Source organism: Humisphaera borealis (assembly GCF_015169395.1).
Lineage (GTDB): Bacteria > Planctomycetota > Phycisphaerae > Tepidisphaerales > Tepidisphaeraceae > Humisphaera > Humisphaera borealis.
Genome location: NZ_CP063458.1, coordinates 6,332,560 through 6,352,708, shown reverse-complemented (window position 1 = coordinate 6,352,708; position 20,149 = coordinate 6,332,560). Strand labels below are relative to the sequence as shown.

The following is a 20,149-nucleotide window of genomic DNA, read 5'->3' as shown; positions in this document are numbered from 1 at the left end:
CGTTCTCACATCAGGTCCTTGTCCTCTTCTACAGGTCCAAGGCCCTTCTTCTTCTCGAGCTGAATGTTCAACCCGAGACCGCGGATTTCGTTACAGAGCACGTCGAACGAAACCGGCGTGCCGGCTTCGAGCGTGTTGGTGCCCTTGACCATCGACTCGTAAATCTTAGTCCGGCCTTCGACGTCGTCCGACTTGACCGTCAGGAGTTCCTGAAGGACGTAGGACGCGCCATAAGCTTCCAGACCCCACACTTCCATCTCACCGAACCGCTGGCCGCCGGTGCGGGCCTTGCCGCCGAGGGGCTGCTGCGTGATCAGCGAGTACGGGCCCGTCGCGCGGGCGTGGATCTTGTCGTCGACCAGGTGATGCAGCTTCAGCATGTACAGATAGCCGACGGTCGTCTTCTGCTCGAACGGCTCGCCGGTGCGGCCGTCGTAGAGCTGAATCTTTCCGCCCCACGGCATCTCCACGTCGAACTGACGATCGCCGAGCGTCTGGTGCGTCGCCTTGCGATCCTTGCGGCGATCGCGGACGGCCTTGTTGGCCTCTTCGACCGCCTTGTGGATCTCTTCTTCGGCGGCGCCGTCGAAGACCGGCGTGACCGCCTGCTGGCCGAGGACCTTCATGGCCCAGCCCAGGTGGGTTTCCAGGATCTGCCCGACGTTCATACGGCTGGGCACGCCCAGCGGGTTGAGCAGGATGTCGACCGGATTGCCGTCTTCTAGGAACGGCATGTTCTCTTCCGGCACGATGCGGGCGATAACACCCTTGTTACCGTGACGGCCGGCCATCTTGTCGCCGACGCTCAGGGCGCGCTTGGTCGCGACGTAGATCTTGACCATTTCGAGCACGCCCGACGGCAGCTCGTCGCCGCGCTTCATGTGCTCCATGCGGCGGTCGCGTTCTTTAAGAACCGCGACGACGCGTGGCCAGAAGCGGGAGAAGGTGTTGATCGCCTGCTCCTTGGACTCCTTGGTGCCCTTGATCCAGCCGGCCTGGAACTTGTCCTCGTTGCCGAGGACCGATTCGATCTGTTCCATGACGACGTCAACGACTTCGCTCTGGGCGACCTTCTGCTTGGTGGCCGGGTCCTGCATGATCTGCCCGGTCACTTCGTTGATCTCCGTCACCATCTGCTTGAAGATGACGATCGCCCGCTTGTTCATCTCCTTTTCGTAGGCGTCGATTTCCTTCTTGAGCGCCTTCTTCTGCTCTTCGCTCATGTGCATGCGACGGCTGAAGCGCTGGGCGCCGATGACGACGCCTTCCTCACCGGCCGGCATTTCGAGCGAGTCGTTCTTCACGTCTTCGCCGGCGCGGCCGAAGATGGCGTGGAGCAGTTTCTCTTCGGGGGTCAGTTCGCTCTTGGACTTCGGAGCGATCTTGCCGACGAGGATGTCGCCGGGGCCGACGCGGGTGCCGATCTGCACGATGCCCGCCTCGTCGAGGTTGGCCAGTGCGCGTTCGGACACGTTGGGGATGTCGCGGGTGAACTCTTCGCGGCCGAGCTTGGTCTCGCGGATTTCGACGTCGTACTCCTCGATGTGAATCGAGGTGAAGATGTCTTCCTTCACGAGCCGTTCGCTGATGACGATGGCGTCTTCGAAGTTGTAGCCGTCGAAGGTCATGAACGCGACGAGCACGTTGCGACCCAACGCCAGTTCGCCCTGATCGACGGCCGGGCCGTCAGCGATGATCTGCCCCTTCTTGACCCGCTGGCCCTTCTTGACGATGGGCTTCTGGTTCAGGCAGGTGCGTTCATTGAGGCCGTGGAACTTGCGGAGTTCGTATTCGTCGGCATTGTCGATCAGGATGCGCATCGCATCGACATACGTCACGACGCCGGCGCGCTCGGCCCGGACGACCATGCCGCTGTTCTGCGCCACGGGGCGTTCCATGCCGGTGCCGACCACCGGGGGGTCGGTCCGCAGCAGGGGAACGGCCTGCCGCTGCATGTTCGAACCCATCAACGCGCGGTTGGCGTCGTCGTGTTCGAGGAACGGGATCAGCGCCGCCGAGACGGAAACCGTCTGGCGCGGGCTGATGTCGATGTACTGCACTTCCTTGCTGAGCACGGTCGCAAGGTCGCCTTCCACGCGGGCGAGCACCATGCCTTTGCGCAGGCTGCCTTCCTTGTCGACGACGACGTCCGGCGGGGCCAGGATCGCCTTCATCTCTTCGTCGGCACGCAGCATCTTGTGCTTGCCGTTGACCTTGCCGTCGGTCACCACGCGGTAAGGCGTGATGAGGAAGCCGTACTCGTCGAGGTCGGCATAGATCGACAGCGACGCGATCAGACCGATGTTGGTGCCTTCCGGCGTCTCGATCGGGCAGATGCGGCCGTAGTGCGAAATGTGCACGTCACGCACTTCGAAGCCGGCGCGCTTGCGGTTCAGACCGCCAGGTCCAAGGGCCGACAGCCGACGCTCGTGGGTGAGCTGCGACAGCGGGTTGGTCTGGTCGACGACCTGCGACAGTTCGCCGCGGCCGAAGAAGAAGTCGATCGACGACGAGATCGACTTGCTGTTGACCAGCTCGCTGATCTTGCCGAGCTCGTTGGGGTCCTTCAGGCTCATGCGCTCCTGGACGGTGCGCTTGAGTTTCAGGAAGCCCTTGCGGAGTTCTTCGGCGGCCAGTTCGTCGATCGTGCGCAGACGGCGGTTGCCCAGGTGATCGATATCGTCCGTGTACCCTTCGCCCGACCGCAGCTTGAACATGTACTTCAGGCTGCCGACGAGGTCTTCCGAGCGGAGCGTCATCACTGTTTCAGCGACGTTCTGCTCGAACTTCCGGTTGATGCGGAAGCGGCCGACGCGTCCGAGGCGGTAACGGTTTTCGTCGAAGAACTTTTCGGTGAAGAGCGTGTTGGCCTTCTCGAGCTGCGGCGGGTTGCCGGGACGCAGCCGGGCGTAGATGCGCATCAGCGCGTCTTCATGGCTGGTCGAGTTGTCTTCGGCCAGGGTGTTGAGGACGAGCGGGTCGGTCACCTTGGTGACGACTTCGATGTTCTTCAGGCCGGAGGTCTGGATCTTGGCGAGCGCTTCGCCGACCTGCTGGCCGGGACGGAGCAGCTCTTCGCCGGTCTCGCCGTCGATGATGGGCGAGGCCGCGTAGTGCGTCGGCAGGAGGTTCGCGATCTTGACCGATTCGATCGTGTAGAACTCCTTGATGATCGCTTCGGTGGTGCTGTATTTCTTGTCCAGCGCCCGCAGGAAGGTGGTCGCGGGGATCTTGCTGCTCTGGTCGATGCGGATCGCCAGTGCGTCCTTCTTCGTCACCGAGCATTCGATCCAGCTTCCACGTTCCGGGATGATGCGGAAACCGTGGAGCGGGCGATCGCCTTCCTGGACTTCGATCAGGAAGTCGACACCCGGCGAGCGGTGGAGCTGGTTCACGATGCAGCGCTCGGCGCCGTTGATGATGAACTCGCCGCCACCGATCATGATCGGGATTTCGCCGAGGTAGATCGACTCGTCCTGGACGTCGGCCCGGTCCTTGCGGACGAAGCGCACCTGGATGCGGAACGGCATGCCGTAGGTGAGCCGCAGGGCGCGGCATTCGTCCATGGTGTAGCGGGCTTCGGAAAGGTCGAAGCTGACGTACTCCAGGCGGAGGTTGCCATCGTAGCTTTCGATGGGGAACACTTCGCGGAGAAGGGCTTCGAGTCCTTCGTTCTTTCGCTTGTCAGCGGCCACTTCCTTTTGCAGGAAACGGACGTAGCTTTCGCGTTGAACCCGGACCAGATCAGGGATGGGTAGAGCGTCGCCGCGCTTGGAGTAGTCGCGTGGCGTACGCACCTCTTGCTCGATTCGCATCAGTCTTCCTTTGTGCGAACAATGACGAGGAGCATCAAAGCTTGAATGTGTCGAGGTGGCTGGGTGGAGGGGCGTTGCGGTTGTCGCCTGGCGTTCAGAACGCGACCGCGCTACCCATTCACTTGGTTACCAGGACACAAAATTCAAGAATTCCCGCTCCTCGCGGGATGTTCCAATCAGAGAGGCCGAGACCAGCCGCGCTACGCTTTTTCGCATCCCATCCGGCCGGCAACGGATTGGCGCTTCTTTGCGTAACGGGCCCATGCGAGCGGCAGTCGGCCCCCGGCCGATACACCACACGCTTCGCCCTGACAACCGAACGACGGCCCGAAGGTTCGCCGTTCGATCAGGGCGACGCGGTTGCACGCGTCGATCGAATGCACGTCGCACATTCGAAAACTCAGTTTCCGGTGCCGAAGGTCCGCAATCGCCGCCCTAGAGCGGAAATCAGGAACTTATCGGCCGTGGCGCAACAAAGAACGACAGGACACCCCTGCCCGATTCCCGGGCGGTGTTCTGTCTCGTTACTGACGTAGTTGTAATTGCGCGTCCGCCAACTGAACCGGGAGATGGTAGTCGTTCTCTTTACCGTGTCAAGCAGAAATCCTTGCCGCGACAGAACATCAACCGCTTCTCCTCATAACCCTGGCCTCACATTCGTCACGACCAGGCTCTCCAAGAGCGGTCGAAACGACTCCAGGCCCGGGGTCGCCATCTCGGGTCTCTTGCCCATGTCGTCGTAACGCCGCAGTTGAACTGCCGACTGGTAATGAGGGTGTGATTCGAACGCGCTAGCCTCGGCGTCGTTCATCGGGCCGCCCTGCAACATCAGGCTCTGATACGAGGCGGCGGAAAGACCGGCGAGATAGGCAGGCTCCTTCCAGCAGAGGTATCGCTTGGCGGCGACATGGAGCCGGACCGGGTCGACCACCTTGGCGGGAAACCATTCGGACAGCACGTGGGCACCGAGGTCTTCGTGGTGGGCATCGATGCCGTGACCGGCGACGTCCTCGCCGAGGTCGTGCACGAGGTGGCCGTAGTCGTGTAACACGCAGGCCGCGACCACATGGTTGGGCTCGCCGGCGGCCTGCGCGAAGGTCGCGCACTGCAGGGCGTGCTGCTGTTCGGTCACGTTTTCGCCGTAATGGCGGTGCCCCCGTTCCCTGAACGTCTCGAAGATCTCATTCACCACGTCTGTCGGTGTCATACCGCGGGACGCTAGTCCTCGAATGTGCTCCCCGCAACCCTCTTAGTGAAACCTTGCATTCCAAGGACGTGCGCTCGACCGCCGGGCTCTTAATGAGGTCCGATTGCCAGCTTAATGCAGCCCTTGCATCGGGAGAGTCTTCTTCCCGCACAGTTCGCCGACGGATTGTTGACCGGGCAACTCGGGCGTTGGCCCGGCGGCGGTCCGTCTACTCCCTGTGCTCCACTTGAGGCAATTATCATGGCGGTTTCCGCGCTTCGCTTCTGGTCTCTCGTTGTGGCTTCCGCTCTTGCGCTGGCGGTCGGTTGTGACTCTCAGTCGGGGCGGAAAGATGCCCCGACAACCCAGCGTGCCGACGCGGCCGGACTGAATGACGGCTCCGCCGAGCGGCCTCTTCGTGTGGTGCTGGTGCCGGCCGATGGCGGCACCGAGCAAGGCACGATCGCCGACTTCCAGCCCGTGTTTAACGCGGTCTCTGCCTCGACCGGACTGAAGTTCGATCTCAAGGTCGCAGCGTCCTACGACGCGGTCGTACAGGGCATGACCAACGAACGGGTTGACGTCGCGTTCTTCGGCCCGGTTACCTACCACCGGGCCCGACAAGCCGGTGCGGCGGAACTGCTTGCCGTCGCGGTTGAGAAAGGGGAATCGGTCTACTTCTCCGGGATCTTCGTGCCGGCCGATTCGACGGCAAAAGTCCTCGGCGACCTGAAGGGCAAGTCCGTCGCGCTGGGAGACGTCAATTCGACCAGCAGCTTCTACTACCCGATCGCGATGCTGATCGCCGCCGGTGTCGATCCGGTGAAGGACCTCGGAAAGGTTTACATCACCGGCAGTCATGCCAATGCCCTGGCCGCGCTGTCGGCCGGCAAGACCGACGCCGCCGGGTGCGCCTTCAACAGCTTCGAGAAGGCCGTCACCGACAAGCAGATTGACCCGACCAAAGTGCGCCTGCTGGCCAAGAGCGAGCCGATTCCCTACCCCCCGCTTGCCATGCACCGAAAGCTGCCGCCGGAACTGAAGACCAAGCTTCGCGACGGCTTTAACGGCATCCACAAGCAGCCGAGTGTCAAGCCCGAGATGATCCGCGGTTACGGCGGCAAGAAGGTCGATCGCTACAACGCCGACTATCCCGAATCCGAGTTTGACGCCGCGATGGCAAAACTCGCCGCCGTGACCGACGCGCTCAAGGGCGAGATTCTCAAGAAGGCCGGACAGTAGTCGGCAGGTGTGCGTCGCAGCTTGCCGAGTCGATCCGCCGTCGTCTGTTTCATCCTCCATGGTTACGTTCAGGAACATCACCAAGACATTTCCCGGCGGGACGAGGGCGATCGACAACGTGTCGCTGAGCGTTCCGCCCGGTCAGTTTTGCGTCATCCTCGGATCCAGCGGGGCCGGCAAATCGACGCTGCTTCGCGCGGTCAACGGCCTGACCGAACTGCAGGCCGGAGTCGATGTCGGTGAAGTACGCGTCGGCGACACGACCGTCTCGCCCCGAACCCTTCGCGACGTGCGGCGACGCGTGGGCATGGTTCACCAGCAGTTCAACCTCGTCGCCCGGCTCACGGTGATGGACAACGTACTGGCCGGCGCACTGCCGGAGGTTTCGTTGCCGAGAACGCTCTTGCGGCTGTTCCCTCGCGACCTCCGCCGCAAGGCCTGCGTTCTGCTCGCGGAAGTCGGGCTCGGCGAAGAGCATCTTTATCGAAAGGCTTCGAAACTGTCCGGCGGCCAGCAGCAGCGGGTCGCGATCGCGCGGGCGCTGATGCTCGACCCGCCGGTACTTCTTGCCGACGAGCCGGTGGCGAGCCTCGACCCGCAAACGTCGTCTTCGATTCTCGAGCTGCTGCGGCACAGCACCCGGTCTCGCGGTACGACGGTCCTTTGCTCGCTCCACCAGGTCGACCTGGCGATCAAGTTTGCAGATCGCATCGTCGCGATGAAGAACGGGAAGGTGGTGTTCGACGGTCCCCCCGAAGTGTTGGCCGCGTTGGGCGTCGACTCGATCTATGGCGGCGAACTGCTGGCCTCGCCACCGCCCGCACCCTCATCCGATGAGACCGGCGGTAACAATCCCCGCTCGTCGGCCCTTACGCCGCAGATGGCGATCCCATGAGCACTGTCTCACTGCCGACCACAAGCCCGCCCGACGATCTCCGGCCCAAGCCTGGCGATTGGAATCTGCGCCCGGGAATCTCCAAGCGGTGGTTCCTGCTCGCCGCGCTGGTGGCGCTGTTGCTTGCATTCTCGGCCCGGCGGACGGAATTGGATCGGGCGGCGGTCATGACCGCCGAAGGTGCTGTTCATATCGCCGGTATCGGCCAGGAGGATGGTGTTTCGCGCGGCTGGAGACTGTTCTGGAGTGCGGCGTTGCCGCTGGTGCTCGCGGAAAAGACGGAAGTCTCACGGATCGACGGCTTCGACCCCGCGCACCTGCCGCCAAACAGCTATCTGATCTCCGAACCGGTGCGAGAATACGACGTCGCCACCGGAAAGTACGTCGAGGCCGGCGTAAGGCAGTACCTGATCGAGCCGCTGGGATACCTGACACGCGTCTGCCTGCTGATGCTCAAGACGATCGAGATGGGCCTTTGGGGCACCCTGCTCGCCGTCCTGATCGCCGCCCCGCTCGGCGTGCTCGGTGCTCGCGGCTATTCGCCGCATCCTGTCGTTTACACCGCTGCCCGGGGCATGTGCAGTTTCAGTCGCAGCATGCCGGAACTCATCATCGCGATGTTCTTTGTTCTGCTGTACGGGTTCGGCCCGATTGCGGGTGTGCTGGCGCTGGGCATCCATAGCTTCGGCTTTCTCGGGAAGTTCTTCGCCGACGATATCGAGAACGCCGATGCCGGACCCCAGGAGGCACTCCGCAGCACCGGGGCCGGCGGGCTGAAGGTGCTTCGGATGTCGGTGCTACCGCAGGTTCTTCCGCAGTACGTAGCCTACGTACAGTACATCCTGGAGCGGAACGTCCGGTCGGCATCTGTGCTAGGCATCGTCGGGGCCGGTGGAATCGGCATGGAATTGAAGGGCCGCTGGGACATGTCCAACTTTGGTCACGTGACCACGATTCTGCTGGTGGTCTTCGCGACGGTACTCACGTTGGAGTTTCTGACCCAGCGCATTCGGAAACGGTTGATGTGACGTGCAATGCCTGCACCTCCGGCCCATTCCTGACTTACGCCAGTTCGCTGGCATTCGGATCAAAGCACCGCAACGCCCAGGCAGCCACCATGACATCCGCCCAAGCCGCTGTTTTCTCAGTTCCTGGGACTCATCCGGTCCTTCAGTCCGTCGCCCTTCCGCGACTTGTATCCGGCGAAGCGCTGGTTCGCGTGAGCTGCTGCACGATCTGCGGTAGCGATGTTCATTCGTGGACGGGTAAACGACAGACGCCCTTGCCGACGATACTCGGCCACGAGATCGTCGGCGTCGTTGAAGGTCTGGGCTCCGATGAGCCGCCGGTCGATCTCAACGGCGAGCCGCTCGCCATCGGCGACCGTATTGTCTGGGCGGTTGTCGCGTCCTGCGGTCGGTGCGACCGTTGCGTCGCGGGAATGCCGCAGAAATGCAGGTTCGCCTGGAAGTACGGACATCAGGCCCTGAACGACGTGGTGCCCGGACATCAACACACAGCACCGCTGAGTGGCGGACTGGCGACCCATTGTCATTTGGTGCCGGGGACGGCTGTCGTGCGTGTTCCCACCGGCGTGCCCGACGAACTGGCCTCGACCGCCACCTGCGCTGGCGCGACCGTCATGAATGCACTGGCCGCTGCGGGCGAGCTCAAGGGGAAGCGATTGCTGGTCACCGGGGCGGGGATGCTCGGGCTTCTGGCCTGTGCCGCGGCAGGTTTGCAGTCACCCGCATCGACGACCGTCGTCGATCTGAACGTAGGCCGCTTGAACGACGCCCGGCGGTTGGGCGCGTCGCTCGGATCGACCGAGGTGCCCCAGGGTCAGTTCGACATCCTCATCGAATGCACCGGGAACTCGGCACTGACGACCGCCGCCATCAGCAGGCTGGACCTCGGCGGGCGGGCGATTCTCGTCGGCGCGGTGTACCCCGACGACCCTCTACCAATTGATGCGCAGTCGATCGTCCGCCGACTGATCACCATTCGGGGGATCCACAACTACACGGCACAGGATCTCGCGGCTGCTTTGTCGTTCTTTGCCGGGAGCGACGCGTCGGCGCTGTTCAAGGATTTGATCGGGCGACGGATTCCATTGTCGGATGTCGATTCATGGGTGAGCGAGAGTGAGAAGGGTTCGGCCGCGCGCGTCGCCGTCATCCCGTAAGCCACCGCACGCCGAAGGGGGAAAGTGCGGGAAACCCTCGCGTAACGTTCACGCAACGTTAAAGGAGCAGGTGCGACAGCGTTAACACTTCGGACGGACAATGGGCGGATAATGAACCAAGCAAGGATCGCTCCTCCGTATTCCGCCGTTCGTTCCAAGGCCCGGGGCTTCACGCTGGTGGAGTTATTGGTTGTGATCGGGATTATCGCCGTTCTCATTGGCATCCTGCTGCCATCGCTCAATCGGGCTCGTGCTGAGGGACGGGCGATCAAATGCGCTTCGCAGTTGCAGCAGATCGGCGTTGCCGTGCAGCTCTACATGACCCAGAACAAGGGCTTCATCGGCCAGTGGCGGAACTCGACGAACTGGCAGGATCCGCTCAACATGTCGCGGATGATCGATCCGAACCACACAAATGCCTACTGGGGCGTTCTTTACGCGACTGTTGGCAATCTTCCCAAGGTGCTCTTCAACTGCCCTGATGCCACCGACGGCGAAAACGGCGACGGACTTACCTTCGCCCAGGGATCGATTTACACCTCGTACGCCCAGAACTGCTACGGCGGCAACAACGGTGGCAAGCGCGGCACCGACGCGTTTAGGCTTTCGACCTTCGGCGACAAGGACGAGATCGCGCTGTTCCACCGCAAAAACAACACCTGGGAAGGCCGTAACCTTGCCAGAATGCGGCACTCGTCCAAGACGATCTTCGCCAACGACGGCTACGAGAGCGTGACCGACGGCAACGGCGACACCTTCAACGACTGGTACCAGTGGGTCGACCCCGACCGCTCCCTCGAATACCTGCGTCATAACAAGCGGGCGAACGTGCTCTTCGGCGACAGCCACGTCGAACGCCTCGGTCGCGACGAACTTTCCGAAGAACGTCTCTACACCGGCAAGGGCTGGTGAGCGCGGGGGCTATTGCGTTCGTCCCCCCTGCACTGGCTTTGCGCGTGCACTACTAGCGGTGAATCCCTGGAAGGCGATTACCGGTTCCACGGCATCTTCGCCAGTAGAAGGCCCATACCGCACCAGTCGGTGATGCCGGCAAAGACGAGCCCGGCACCGACGAACGCGCTCAGGCCCAGTAGCGCGGGATGCACCAGCACCCCAAGCAACACGCCCAAGACCACCAATGCCCCGGCACCGATCCGGACTTGCCGCTCCAGGCTGATGGCTCGGCGGACGCCCTTCACGACGGGAAGTCCCGACCGTTGCCACCCCTCCGTTCCGCCGGCAATGCTCGAAACATTCTTGCACCCGGCCTTGATGAACGCCTCGGCCGCCTTGGCCGCGCGCGCCCCGGATTTGCAGATGACGTAGACGGGCTTCTCCCCCGCCGTCCCCATCACTCCCCGCACCGCAACGTCGTCGAGCCGATCCAGCGGAAGCGTCCTGGCACCGCGGGCGTGCAACTGTTCGAACTCGGCTGGCGTGCGGACATCCAGCAGTTGGATCGATGCATCTTCTTCGCAGGCGCGAAAGGCCAGCTCGGGCTGAATCGTCGGGATGTTCATGACAGTCTCCTGTTCATTTGTAGGGCTCGATATCAACGACAACCGCGAGCACTGTCTCAGGCTGCACTGCCTTCGGCGGCGGGCTGCGGGTTGAGGGCGTCGAGCGCCTCGGTCACCCGCGCCAGGTAAGTATAAGTGGGCCCTCCCTGCATCATGACGGCCACGCCGGCGGCCTCCAGAATCTGCTCGCGTGTCGCGCCGTGCTTCAGCGCCGCCTGCACGTGGGAGTAGATGCAGTTTTCGCACCGAACCGCCAGGCCGATCGCCAGCGCGATCAGTTCCTTCTGGGCGGTGGACAAGGCGCCGGGCTTCATCGCGGCCTGATGCAGACCGCCGAAACCCTTGATCAGCTCCGGCATCGCTTCGCGGACGGGGCGGGTGGCGCGGGCGTTGTTCTCATAATAGCTCTGTGCATTGGTGTTCATGGCTCTCCTGTAGGCCTGGATCGATTCTTCGCGGCGGACTTATCGGGATGGTGCCCCGCATGGGTCGCACCCGATTTGCTCGGTGGAATCAATCAACTGATTGACTATATTGCTAATTGGTGATATAGTCAAATCAAAGGAAGATCAAATCCATGGCCGCGAAACCGCAGACGTCTGACACCCAACCGAACCCGCGTCGTGCCAAATCCGCCGCCGCGCACAAACCGCTGGGGCATTCGCAGCTGGCGGCCGTTGCCGAACTCTTTGGCGTACTGGCCGAGCCGACCCGGCTGCGCATTCTGCAGATGCTTCAGCGCGGACCGGCAAATGTGGGACAGATCGTCGAAGCCCTCGGCATCAAGCAGGCGAACGCCTCCAAGCAACTCGGCGTGCTGGCCACCGCGGGCATCGTCGGCCGCAGCCAGGATGGCAATCGCGTCATCTACCACATCGCCATGCCGCTGGTCTTCGACCTTTGTGCCCTGGTTTGCAACGGCGTCGCCGAGCAGGCCAGGCAAAGAGCCGACGCACTGGGTTCATGAGAAAGTTCCATCGCGGTCTTCGATTCTGATCCGACTTGCGATCCGCCGCGCACCGATACTGCCGGGGCTGCTGCCGTGGTAGATTCGGGGCCATGCTCCAGCGACTGCTCACGGGAATGTTTGTCGTCATCATCGGTGCGTCAGTTCATGCGGCTGAGCCGGCGGCGGCGACGCAGAACATCGACTGGGGGTTGGAAACGCCGGTCATTGTCACGAAGCCGGGCCCCGAGTATGACGCGCAGGGGCGCGACTACGGCATGGTGATCGGCATGGACCGCACGCCCAAGGGGCGCGTCTGGGCTTGCTGGGTCGCCGGCGGCGACAACGACCACGGCTTTTTCGTTGCCGCCAGCAGCGACGACGGCGCAAAGACCTGGTCGAAGCCCCGGCTCGTGATCGACCCTTCCGATCCGCCGGGTATCCCGCGCCGTCGAACGCTCGTCGGAAACTTCTGGACCGGTCCGACGGGCAGGCTCTGGCTCTTTTTCGATCAGTCGGTCGGCTACTTCGACGGCCGTGCCGGTGCCTGGGCAATCACCTGTGACAACCCGGACGCCGATGAACCGACCTGGTCGGCCCCCCGCCGCATCTGGCATGGATGCACCCTCAACAAGCCGACCGTGCTCAAGAGCGGCGAATGGCTCATGCCCATCTCGCTCTGGACACGCGACCGCATCAACAAGCCCGAGCGTGAAACGGCGTTCAAGGAACTGGACGAGTTCCGCATGGCCAACGTCTTTGCCTCGACCGACCAGGGCAAAACCTGGACGCGCCGCGGCGGCGCTCGCTTTCCCAACACCGCGTTCGACGAACACATGATCGTCGAACTGAAAGACGGCAGGCTCTGGATGCTCGCCCGCACGAGCGCCGGCCACATCGCCGAATCCTTCTCGGTCGATGCCGGGCGCACCTGGCAGGAACCCAGGCCTTCCGGAATACGCAACCTCAGCGCGCGGTTCTTCCTCCGCCGACTGGCATCGGGCAATCTCCTGCTGGTCAAGAATGGCGGTATCGACGAGGCGTTGAAGCAGCGGTCTCACTTGTCGGCATTTCTATCGAAGGACGACGGCAAGACCTGGGAAGGCGGACTGATGCTCGACGAGCGGTCGGCGGTGTCCTATCCCGACGGCTTCCAGTCACCGGACGGCTTGATCTGGATCGTCTACGACCGCAACCGCGCGACCGACGGCGAGATCCTCATCGCACGGTTTTCAGAGAAGGACGTCGAATCGCGGCGGTTCGAATCGCCCGGTGCCGCCGAGCGAGTGCTGGTCAGCAAGCCCGAAAAGAAGAAGGCGCCCTGAAGCTACCTGCCGGTACTGCCCGGAAACGGAACCGCCCCGATGGCCTTGACAGTCATCGGGGCGGTTCTGGTTGGCGCGAGACGAGGAAGAAGGGTTACTTCTTCTCGGCCGGCTTGTTGCACTTGGTGCAGACTTCGCTCTTCTTGGCGGCTTCGACGCAGCAGGGATGCTTGCATTCCTTGCCGGCCTTGGAAGCCTTGTCACAGCAGGAGCCTTCCGTGTACTTGGGCTTTTCAGCCGGCTTCTTCTCTTCGGCACCCGCGAAAGAGCCAACCGCGAAAGCCATTGCCAACGCCAATGCGATACGTCCGAGCTTCATGGAACCCTCACCTTAAAAGGGGTAGTGAAACGATTGACCGGTTCCTGGGCGAGTCGGCTGTCGATCCCGCCCCCGGCTACTAAAAGTTACCGCTGCCGGACAGATATGTGAACGTCGATTCGTAGTTGCCGGTCAGTTGCATTAGCGACCTGATCGCAACAGCCGTCGTTGGCACAAGACGCGACGCTGGAGGATTTCAATCACGCTTCGCGGTAAACCGGAAAATGCCGGCTCACCACGGAGGACACCGAGAACACGGAGAATTCACCAGGAAGCTGCCCGAATGTGATCGGCGCAACCTGCAAGTCGAACGAATGTTGAACGCCACGACGCTCAGGGCGTTGCCTTGGGATATAGCATTTGGGCCCTTCGGGCCTGTTCGTGCCGGCGACACTTTTCATCAACTCCGTGACAGCCCGCAGGTCTCACAATGAACTCCGTGGTGAAACATCCGGTCGGCAGCCAAGGCCATCCGTAGAATCGGCGCAATCCGCGGTTCTCCTTGTGGAGCCAAAAAAAGAAGCGACCCGTCCGAATCGGACGGGTCGCTTTGGGTTCTTCACGCGAATCGCGAAGTCGGCGTTCGAGCTTACTTGAGCTCGACGGTGCCGCCCTGCTCTTCGAGCTTCTTCTTGAGGGCTTCGGCGTCGGCCTTGGGGAGGGCTTCCTTGACGACCTTGGGAGCGCCTTCGACGAGGTCCTTGGCTTCCTTCAGGCCCAGGCCGGTCGCTTCGCGAACGACCTTGATGACCTGGATCTTCTTGTCGCCGGCCGACTTGAGGACGACGTCGAAAGAGGTCTTCTCTTCTTCCTTCGCCGCCGGGGCCGCCGCGCCACCGCCGCCTGCCATCACCACCGCGCCGCCAGCGGCGGCTTCGATGCCGTGGGCTTCCTTCAGGTAGGCCGCGAGTTCGACGGCCTGCTTGAGGGTGAGACCGGCGAGCTTTTCTCCGAGAGCCTTGATGTCTTCTGCTACGTCTGCCATGGGAATCTTTCCGGACCGTTTCGTGGTCCTACGTGTCGATCCGTATTCCGCGACTTCAAGAGCCCGCCTCACACTGAGACGGTTTAACCCGCAAGGGACAGTCGATGACTGCGGAGCGGAATGTAGGGTCCGCCTGAGCGGACCAAATCAAAGTATTGAGTTAAAAGTGCTGAGTGCTGAGTCGTCGCGTCCGCCAAGGCGGCCCCAACGGCAGCGCTCGTTGCTTACGACGCCGCCGGAGCATCGGCTGCCGGAGCAGCGTCAGCCGTCGGAGCCGCCGCGGCCGGAGCCGCGTCGCCGTCGGGCGAATCGCCGCGTTCCTTGGCCTTGGTCTCGATCGTCTTGAGCACGGCACCGAGCGTGCCACCGGGGCCCTTGAGGGCGGCGGCGAGCTTCTTGCCTGGTCCGAGCAGTGCCGACAGGACGTTCGAGATCGCTTCTTCGCGAGTCGGCATCGTGCTGACGGTCTTCACACCGGCATCGCCGGTGTAGACTTCGCCGTCGAAGAAGATACCGCGGAGTTCGATCTTCTCGTTGGCCTTCTTCTCATCGAGCAGCAGGCGGGCCAGCGTCGAGATGCTGGTTTCCTTGCCGTAGATGATGGCGCTGGGGCCTTCGAGAAGCTTGTCGAAGCCGGTCAGCTTCGATCCCTCGACGGCCCGCTTGGCTAGGCTGTTCTTGACGACCGTGACGCGGAGACCGTTCTCGCGCATCTTGCGGCGGAGCGCGTTGTTCTTGGTCGCGTCGAGGCCGCGCGGGTTGATGACGCCGACGGCTTCAACGCCGTCGAAACGCTTGGTCAGGTCTTTGGTGATGAGGTTCTTGACGTACTTGCTCATGGGAATAGTCCTTTGTCATTGGTCACTGGTCATTTGTCCCTTGTCACTCGTGTTTGGCGAGTGACCAGTTACAAGTGGCAAATGACAAAACTACGAAATCACCAGTTCAACCGCGGGGCTCATGGTGCTCTTAACGACCACCTTACGCACGTAAGCGCCCTTGCTGGTCTGCGGCTTGAGCTTGCGGACCTGGGCGATCATCGCGTTGATGTTTTCGGCGAGTTGACCCTTCTCGAAGCTCACCTTGCCGACCACCGTGTGGACGTTGCCGCCGGTGTCGTTGCGGAACTCGACCTTGCCGGCCGCGTATTCGCGGACGGCGGTGCCGACGTCGGCGGTGACGGTGCCGGCCTTGGGCGAGGGCATCAGGCCCTTGGGGCCGAGCACCTTACCGAGACGACCGACGAACCGCATCATGTCCGGGGTGGCGATCGCGACGTCGAAATCGGTGAAGTTTTCCTTCTCGATCTCGGCGACCAATTCCTGACCGCCGGCCTTGATGGCGCCGGCGTTCAAAGCGGCGACCTTCAGGTGTTCCGGGCAGAACGCGACGACCCGCTTGCTCTTGCCGATGCCGTGGGGCAGCGAGACAGAGCCGCGGACGATCTGGTCGGCGTGCTTGGGATCGATACCGAGATTGAAGATGAGCTCGACCGACTGGTCGAACTTGGTGGGCTTGAAGGACTTGAGCACGTCGATCGCCTGGTCCACCGAAACGGGGGCCGTGACTTTCTTCGTGGCGGCTTCCTTGTAGCGCTTTGAGCGGCGCTCTACTACGACTGCCATGTGCTTTCGCTCCTGGGACGGACAAAGCTCCGTCGAAGCTCCCACTGTTACGGGCCGTGGTGCGCCCTCGTATTTCTGCAGGTTCCGCGATGGCGGACGCAACAGGTATTTCGTTGATCGTGCCGTATGCGTCCGCCAAGGCGGACACTACTTGCTTATCCTTCGACCGTGATGCCCATCGAACGGGCGGTGCCCGCGAGGATCTTGCCGGCGGCGGCTTCGTCGAAGCAGTTGAGGTCCTTGCCCTTTTCCTTGGCGAGCTTGATGCACTCGGCCATGGTGATCTTGCCGATCTTGTTCTTGTTCGGCTCGCCCGAGCCCTTCTCGGCCTTGACGTAATCCTTGAGGATGACGCTGGCCGGCGGGCTCTTGACTTCGAACGTGAACGTACGGTCCTTGTAGACCGTGATCACGCAGCCGACGACCTTACCCTTGAGGGCGGCGGTCGCGGCGTTGAACTGCTGGATGAACTGGCCGGGGTTCACGCCGTTGGCACCGAGAGCCGGTCCGATCGGCGGCGCGGGGGTCGCGGTGCCGCCGGGGGCCTGAATCTTGAAGACGCTGGTGATTTCTTTCTTGGCCATGGCTCTGGGCTCGGCTTTCTAAGGCTTTCAATCCGACAAAAGGGGCGGGGAATATAACAAAATGGTCGGGAATGGCAAGGCGGCTCGAAAAAAGGCACGAAGGCATTGAGGCACACAGGCACGAAGGGGTTGAAAGTCGAAGCCTACGTGCCTTCGTGCCTCAATGCCTTTGTGCCTTCCTACTTCGCGCCCTCCTCCTACAACTTCTCGATCTGCCAGTATTCCAACTCCAGCGGCGTCGGGCGGTTAAAGATGTTGGTGACGATACGAATCATGCCCTTGTCCGGAATGACCTCGTCGACTTCGCCTTCGAAGTTCTGGAACGCGCCGTTGGTGACCTTGACCTTGTCGCCCTTCTTGAACGCGTCGGCCGGGGTGACGACTTCGTCCTTCTTCTCGGCCTCCTGGATCATCCGCTCTTCGTCCTTGGGGCTCATCGGGCTCGGCTTGCCATTGGAGCCGATGAAGTCGCCGACACCTTCAGTTTCCTTGATCGTGAACCAGACCTTCTCGGGGATGCGGCCTTCCTTGTCGAGTTGCAGTTCGACGAAGACGTAGCCCGGATAGAGCTTGCGTTCGCTTTCCTTGCGAACGCCGGCCTTGTGGGTCATGTGGCGTTCGACGGGGACGAGGATTCGGCCCACGTGGGTTTCGAGCCCTTCGATCTTGACCTTGCGTTCGAGGGCTTCTCGAACGCGGTCTTCCTTGTTGCTCGCGACTCGCAGGACGAAGAATTGCATGACTCAAACCATTCCGTAGGGTCCGCCTTGGCGGACGCCAAGACCGTTACGTTCAGATAAACCGCTCAGATCGCGTCCACCGAGGCGGACCCTACTTGAACGGCGGCGGTGGGAACTTCAGAACGTCGATCACCCACATCAGCCAGCCGAAAAACAGGTCGTTCAAAAACAGGTAAGCCGCGATAAAGAACATGAACAGGATGACCACCTTCGAGGAGCCAACGAGCTCCTTGCGGCTGGTCCAGTTCACCTTCTTCATCTCGCTGTCGGTCGCGATGAGGAAATCGACATTGTCCGGCTTGTTCATCAGCCGAATCGCGATACCAAAGAAGATCACTCCGAAGCCGACCGCGATGCCGATCGCCCAACGCGTTCCGAGCTGGGTTCGGCTGTTTCGCGTCTCGACCAGGCTCGTCTGCTTGTTGGCGATGACTTCCTGCCGCGCCTTGATGTCTGTCGGCTTGGCGTCACCGGACAATTCCAGCGTTGTCAGTTCGCCCTGCAGCTTGCGAATCTCGTCGTCGAGCTTCACTTCCGCGGACGACTGGGCGGCGAAGAACCGGGGAATTTCGGCATACAGGGTGTAACAGAGCATCAGGCCCACGATGAGAACGCCCAGGAGCGTTCCCATGCGGGTCCAGTAGCCCTGGCCCTTCTTGTAGATCGCGAAGTAAGAGCCGGTGCGGGGCGACTTCTCACGGGCCACATCGAGTGCGCGGACGTCGTCCTTCTCGGGCTTCTTTCCCTTGGAACTCTGGGCAGATTCGTCCGGCCCCTCGGTGGCGTCGGTGTCGTCCTCGTTGTCCTTCATCACAGATGCCATACCTCTCCATCCGGGAACCGATCACGACGCCTCGCGGTCGTCGGTGGCCTCGTAAGACGGGCATTGCCGGGCGACTGCTGGCGACCGGAACTCATCAACCAGCTCAAGCAGCTCGACCCGCGGTGTGGTCCGTCTGGCCAACGGGGCGACGCCGGTCAGGCGACGCCCCGCAACAGAAAGCGGCTTCACAACTCATCGGCCGGAGACCGGGCAAAACCCGCAGAGGAGCCTCATGGCTCCCTCATTCACCCGTTTCCAGGTTGTCCTCGAGCACGCCGGGCAGGAATCGAACCTGCAACCTGCCGCTTTGGAGACGGCTGCTCTGCCAATTGAGCTACCGGCGTAACGCAGTAGGCAGAAGGCAGTAAGCAGTACGCAGGAAAGAGAAGTCGATTGATCGTCTTGTCTTTTCTGCCTTACTGCCTTCTGCGTACTGCCTACTGACAGATCACTTGCGCTTCACTTTGTGGAGCGTGTGCTTGCGGAGGCGGGCCGAGTACTTCTTGACCTCGATCTTCTGCACGCCACCCGACACCTTAATCTCGGTGCGATAGTTCAGGTCACCCGTTTCGGTGCACTGAAGCCACACCATCTCGCGGTTCATCTTAGCCATTGTAGTTCCTCGAAAAGCAGGCAGTAGGCAGGCAAACGGTACGCAGTAGAAACCTGCCGCCGCTTTGTCTGCCTACTGCCTACCGCGTACTGCTTAATTTACTCCAGGATTTTCACCACGACGCCCGAGCCGACGGTCTTGCCGCCTTCACGGATCGCGAAGCGAAGCTTTTCTTCCATAGCGATCGGGCTCTGGAGCTCGACTTCGATGGAGACGTTGTCGCCGGGCATGCACATTTCGGCGCCACCGAGCAGCTTGGCCGCACCGGTCACGTCGGTGGTGCGGAAGTAGAACTGCGGGCGGTAACCGCTGAAGAACGGGGTGTGACGACCACCTTCGTCCTTGGTCAGGATGTACACTTCGCCGGTGAACTTCTTGTGCGGCGTGATGCTCTTGGGGGCGCAGATGACCTGGCCACGTTGAATATCGTCCTTTTCAACGCCACGCAGCAGGACACCGACGTTGTCGCCGGCGATACCTTCGTCGAGGGTCTTCTGGAACTGCTCGATGCCGGTGATCGTGGTGACCTTGTTCGGGACGAAACCGACGATTTCCGCCGGATCGCCGACCTTGGCCTTGCCGCGTTCGATACGGCCGGTGGCGACGGTGCCACGACCCTTGATCGAGAACACGTCTTCGACGGGCATCAGGAAGGGCTTGTCGATTTCACGTTCCGGGATGGGAACGTACTCGTCCAGGGCCTTGACCAGCGCGTCGATGCAGGCGGTCGCCTTGTCGTCGGACGGGTTGTCCAGGGCGGGCTTGCTGCTGCCCTTGACGATGGGGGTGTCATCGCCGGGGAAGCCGTACTTGCTCAGCAGTTCGCGGACTTCCATCTCGACGAGCTCGAGGAGCTCGGCGTCGTCGACGAGGTCGATCTTGTTGAGGAACACGACGATCTTGGGCACGCCGACCTGACGGGCGAGCAGGATGTGCTCGCGGGTCTGGGGCATGGGGCCGTCAGCGGCGGACACGACCAGGATCGCGCCGTCCATCTGGGCGGCACCGGTGATCATGTTCTTGATGTAGTCGGCGTGGCCCGGGCAGTCGACGTGGGCATAGTGCCGGGTTTCCGACTCGTATTCCACGTGGGCGGCGGCGATGGTGACGGTCTTCGTCGAGTCGCGGTCGATACCGCCCTTGGCGATGTCCTTATACGACTTGGCAGTCGTGCCGTACTTGGCCTGCGAGCGCGCCGCCAGGGCGGCCGTCAGGGTGGTCTTGCCGTGGTCGATGTGACCGATGGTGCCGACGTTCACGTGCGGCTTTTTACGTTCGAATACGCCCTTGGCCATTGCTGTCTCCTAAAGATTGCCGATTTTCCGGTTGCCCATCGCCGATTGCAT

The 20,149-nt window shown here is 62.0% G+C and carries 20 protein-coding genes and 1 tRNA gene; 7 read left to right on the top strand and 14 right to left on the bottom strand.

Annotated elements, in window-relative coordinates:
- Positions 1-5 precede the first annotated feature (5 nt).
- Positions 6-3,815, bottom strand: a complete 3,810-nt coding sequence (gene rpoB / locus IPV69_RS23920; RefSeq protein WP_206292246.1) for a DNA-directed RNA polymerase subunit beta — start codon at positions 3,813-3,815, stop codon at positions 6-8.
- 637 nt (positions 3,816-4,452) lie between these two features.
- A complete protein-coding gene (locus IPV69_RS23915; protein ID WP_206292245.1) occupies positions 4,453-5,022 on the bottom strand; it encodes a phosphonate degradation HD-domain oxygenase in 570 nt (189 codons plus the stop codon).
- Positions 5,023-5,298: 276 nt separating this feature from the next.
- Between IPV69_RS23915 and IPV69_RS23910 the strand changes: the two genes are divergently transcribed.
- The 5 genes from IPV69_RS23910 (at position 5,299) to IPV69_RS23890 (ending at position 10,235) form a co-directional block, all read left to right on the top strand.
- The gene (locus IPV69_RS23910) at positions 5,299-6,243 is read left to right on the top strand and encodes a phosphate/phosphite/phosphonate ABC transporter substrate-binding protein (RefSeq protein WP_206292244.1); all 945 of its coding nucleotides are present in this window, start codon (positions 5,299-5,301) and stop codon (positions 6,241-6,243) included.
- Between the two features lie 58 nt (positions 6,244-6,301).
- Complete coding sequence (locus tag IPV69_RS23905; RefSeq protein WP_206292243.1) at positions 6,302-7,138, top strand: phosphonate ABC transporter ATP-binding protein; 837 nt, start codon at positions 6,302-6,304, stop codon at positions 7,136-7,138.
- Positions 7,135-8,166, top strand: a complete 1,032-nt coding sequence (phnE, locus tag IPV69_RS23900) for a phosphonate ABC transporter, permease protein PhnE (protein ID WP_206292242.1) — start codon at positions 7,135-7,137, stop codon at positions 8,164-8,166. Before IPV69_RS23905 ends, phnE begins: the two co-directional genes overlap by 4 nt.
- Before the next feature lie 89 nt (positions 8,167-8,255).
- Positions 8,256-9,323: a zinc-binding dehydrogenase gene (locus tag IPV69_RS23895; protein WP_206292241.1), complete on the top strand. Its 1,068-nt coding sequence runs from the start codon at positions 8,256-8,258 to the stop codon at positions 9,321-9,323.
- Positions 9,324-9,434: 111 nt separating this feature from the next.
- Positions 9,435-10,235 (top strand): prepilin-type N-terminal cleavage/methylation domain-containing protein, encoded by an 801-nt coding sequence (locus IPV69_RS23890; RefSeq protein WP_206295665.1) that lies wholly within the window; start codon positions 9,435-9,437, stop codon positions 10,233-10,235.
- Positions 10,236-10,312: 77 nt separating this feature from the next.
- On the opposite strand, the gene IPV69_RS23885 is transcribed toward IPV69_RS23890, so the two are convergent.
- Both IPV69_RS23885 and IPV69_RS23880 read right to left on the bottom strand, forming a co-directional pair.
- Positions 10,313-10,843, bottom strand: a complete 531-nt coding sequence (locus IPV69_RS23885) for a rhodanese-like domain-containing protein (protein ID WP_206292240.1) — start codon at positions 10,841-10,843, stop codon at positions 10,313-10,315.
- Between the two features lie 56 nt (positions 10,844-10,899).
- Positions 10,900-11,268, bottom strand: coding sequence for a carboxymuconolactone decarboxylase family protein (locus tag IPV69_RS23880; RefSeq protein ID WP_206292239.1), 369 nt, complete (start codon positions 11,266-11,268; stop codon positions 10,900-10,902).
- 152 nt (positions 11,269-11,420) lie between these two features.
- Between IPV69_RS23880 and IPV69_RS23875 the strand changes: the two genes are divergently transcribed.
- Positions 11,421-11,810 (top strand): ArsR/SmtB family transcription factor, encoded by a 390-nt coding sequence (locus tag IPV69_RS23875; RefSeq protein ID WP_206292238.1) that lies wholly within the window; start codon positions 11,421-11,423, stop codon positions 11,808-11,810.
- A 92-nt stretch (positions 11,811-11,902) separates the two neighbouring features.
- Positions 11,903-13,114 carry a sialidase family protein gene (locus IPV69_RS23870; RefSeq protein WP_206292237.1) on the top strand — a complete coding sequence of 404 codons (1,212 nt, stop codon included), beginning with the start codon at positions 11,903-11,905 and terminating at the stop codon, positions 13,112-13,114.
- A gap of 94 nt (positions 13,115-13,208) precedes the next feature.
- Here IPV69_RS23870 and IPV69_RS23865 read toward each other — a convergent pair whose 3' ends face one another.
- The 10 genes from IPV69_RS23865 to tuf form a co-directional block, all read right to left on the bottom strand.
- Entirely contained in the window at positions 13,209-13,433 is a 225-nt protein-coding gene (locus IPV69_RS23865; RefSeq protein WP_206292236.1) for a hypothetical protein, read from the bottom strand.
- Positions 13,434-14,022: 589 nt separating this feature from the next.
- Entirely contained in the window at positions 14,023-14,418 is a 396-nt protein-coding gene (rplL, locus tag IPV69_RS23860) for a 50S ribosomal protein L7/L12 (RefSeq protein ID WP_206292235.1), read from the bottom strand.
- A 224-nt stretch (positions 14,419-14,642) separates the two neighbouring features.
- Positions 14,643-15,257 (bottom strand): 50S ribosomal protein L10, encoded by a 615-nt coding sequence (gene rplJ / locus IPV69_RS23855; protein WP_206292234.1) that lies wholly within the window; start codon positions 15,255-15,257, stop codon positions 14,643-14,645.
- 90 nt (positions 15,258-15,347) lie between these two features.
- The gene (rplA, locus tag IPV69_RS23850; protein WP_206292233.1) at positions 15,348-16,043 is read right to left on the bottom strand and encodes a 50S ribosomal protein L1; all 696 of its coding nucleotides are present in this window, start codon (positions 16,041-16,043) and stop codon (positions 15,348-15,350) included.
- Positions 16,044-16,198: 155 nt separating this feature from the next.
- Entirely contained in the window at positions 16,199-16,627 is a 429-nt protein-coding gene (gene rplK, locus IPV69_RS23845; protein ID WP_206292232.1) for a 50S ribosomal protein L11, read from the bottom strand.
- A gap of 197 nt (positions 16,628-16,824) precedes the next feature.
- Positions 16,825-17,367, bottom strand: a complete 543-nt coding sequence (gene nusG, locus IPV69_RS23840; RefSeq protein WP_206292231.1) for a transcription termination/antitermination protein NusG — start codon at positions 17,365-17,367, stop codon at positions 16,825-16,827.
- Between the two features lie 91 nt (positions 17,368-17,458).
- Complete coding sequence (gene secE / locus IPV69_RS23835) at positions 17,459-18,190, bottom strand: preprotein translocase subunit SecE (protein ID WP_206292230.1); 732 nt, start codon at positions 18,188-18,190, stop codon at positions 17,459-17,461.
- Positions 18,191-18,461: 271 nt separating this feature from the next.
- Positions 18,462-18,534 (bottom strand) — tRNA-Trp (locus tag IPV69_RS23830).
- Positions 18,535-18,638: 104 nt separating this feature from the next.
- Entirely contained in the window at positions 18,639-18,803 is a 165-nt protein-coding gene (gene rpmG / locus IPV69_RS23825; protein WP_206292229.1) for a 50S ribosomal protein L33, read from the bottom strand.
- A 98-nt stretch (positions 18,804-18,901) separates the two neighbouring features.
- The gene (gene tuf, locus IPV69_RS23820; protein ID WP_206292228.1) at positions 18,902-20,098 is read right to left on the bottom strand and encodes an elongation factor Tu; all 1,197 of its coding nucleotides are present in this window, start codon (positions 20,096-20,098) and stop codon (positions 18,902-18,904) included.
- Positions 20,099-20,149: the final 51 nt, after the last annotated feature.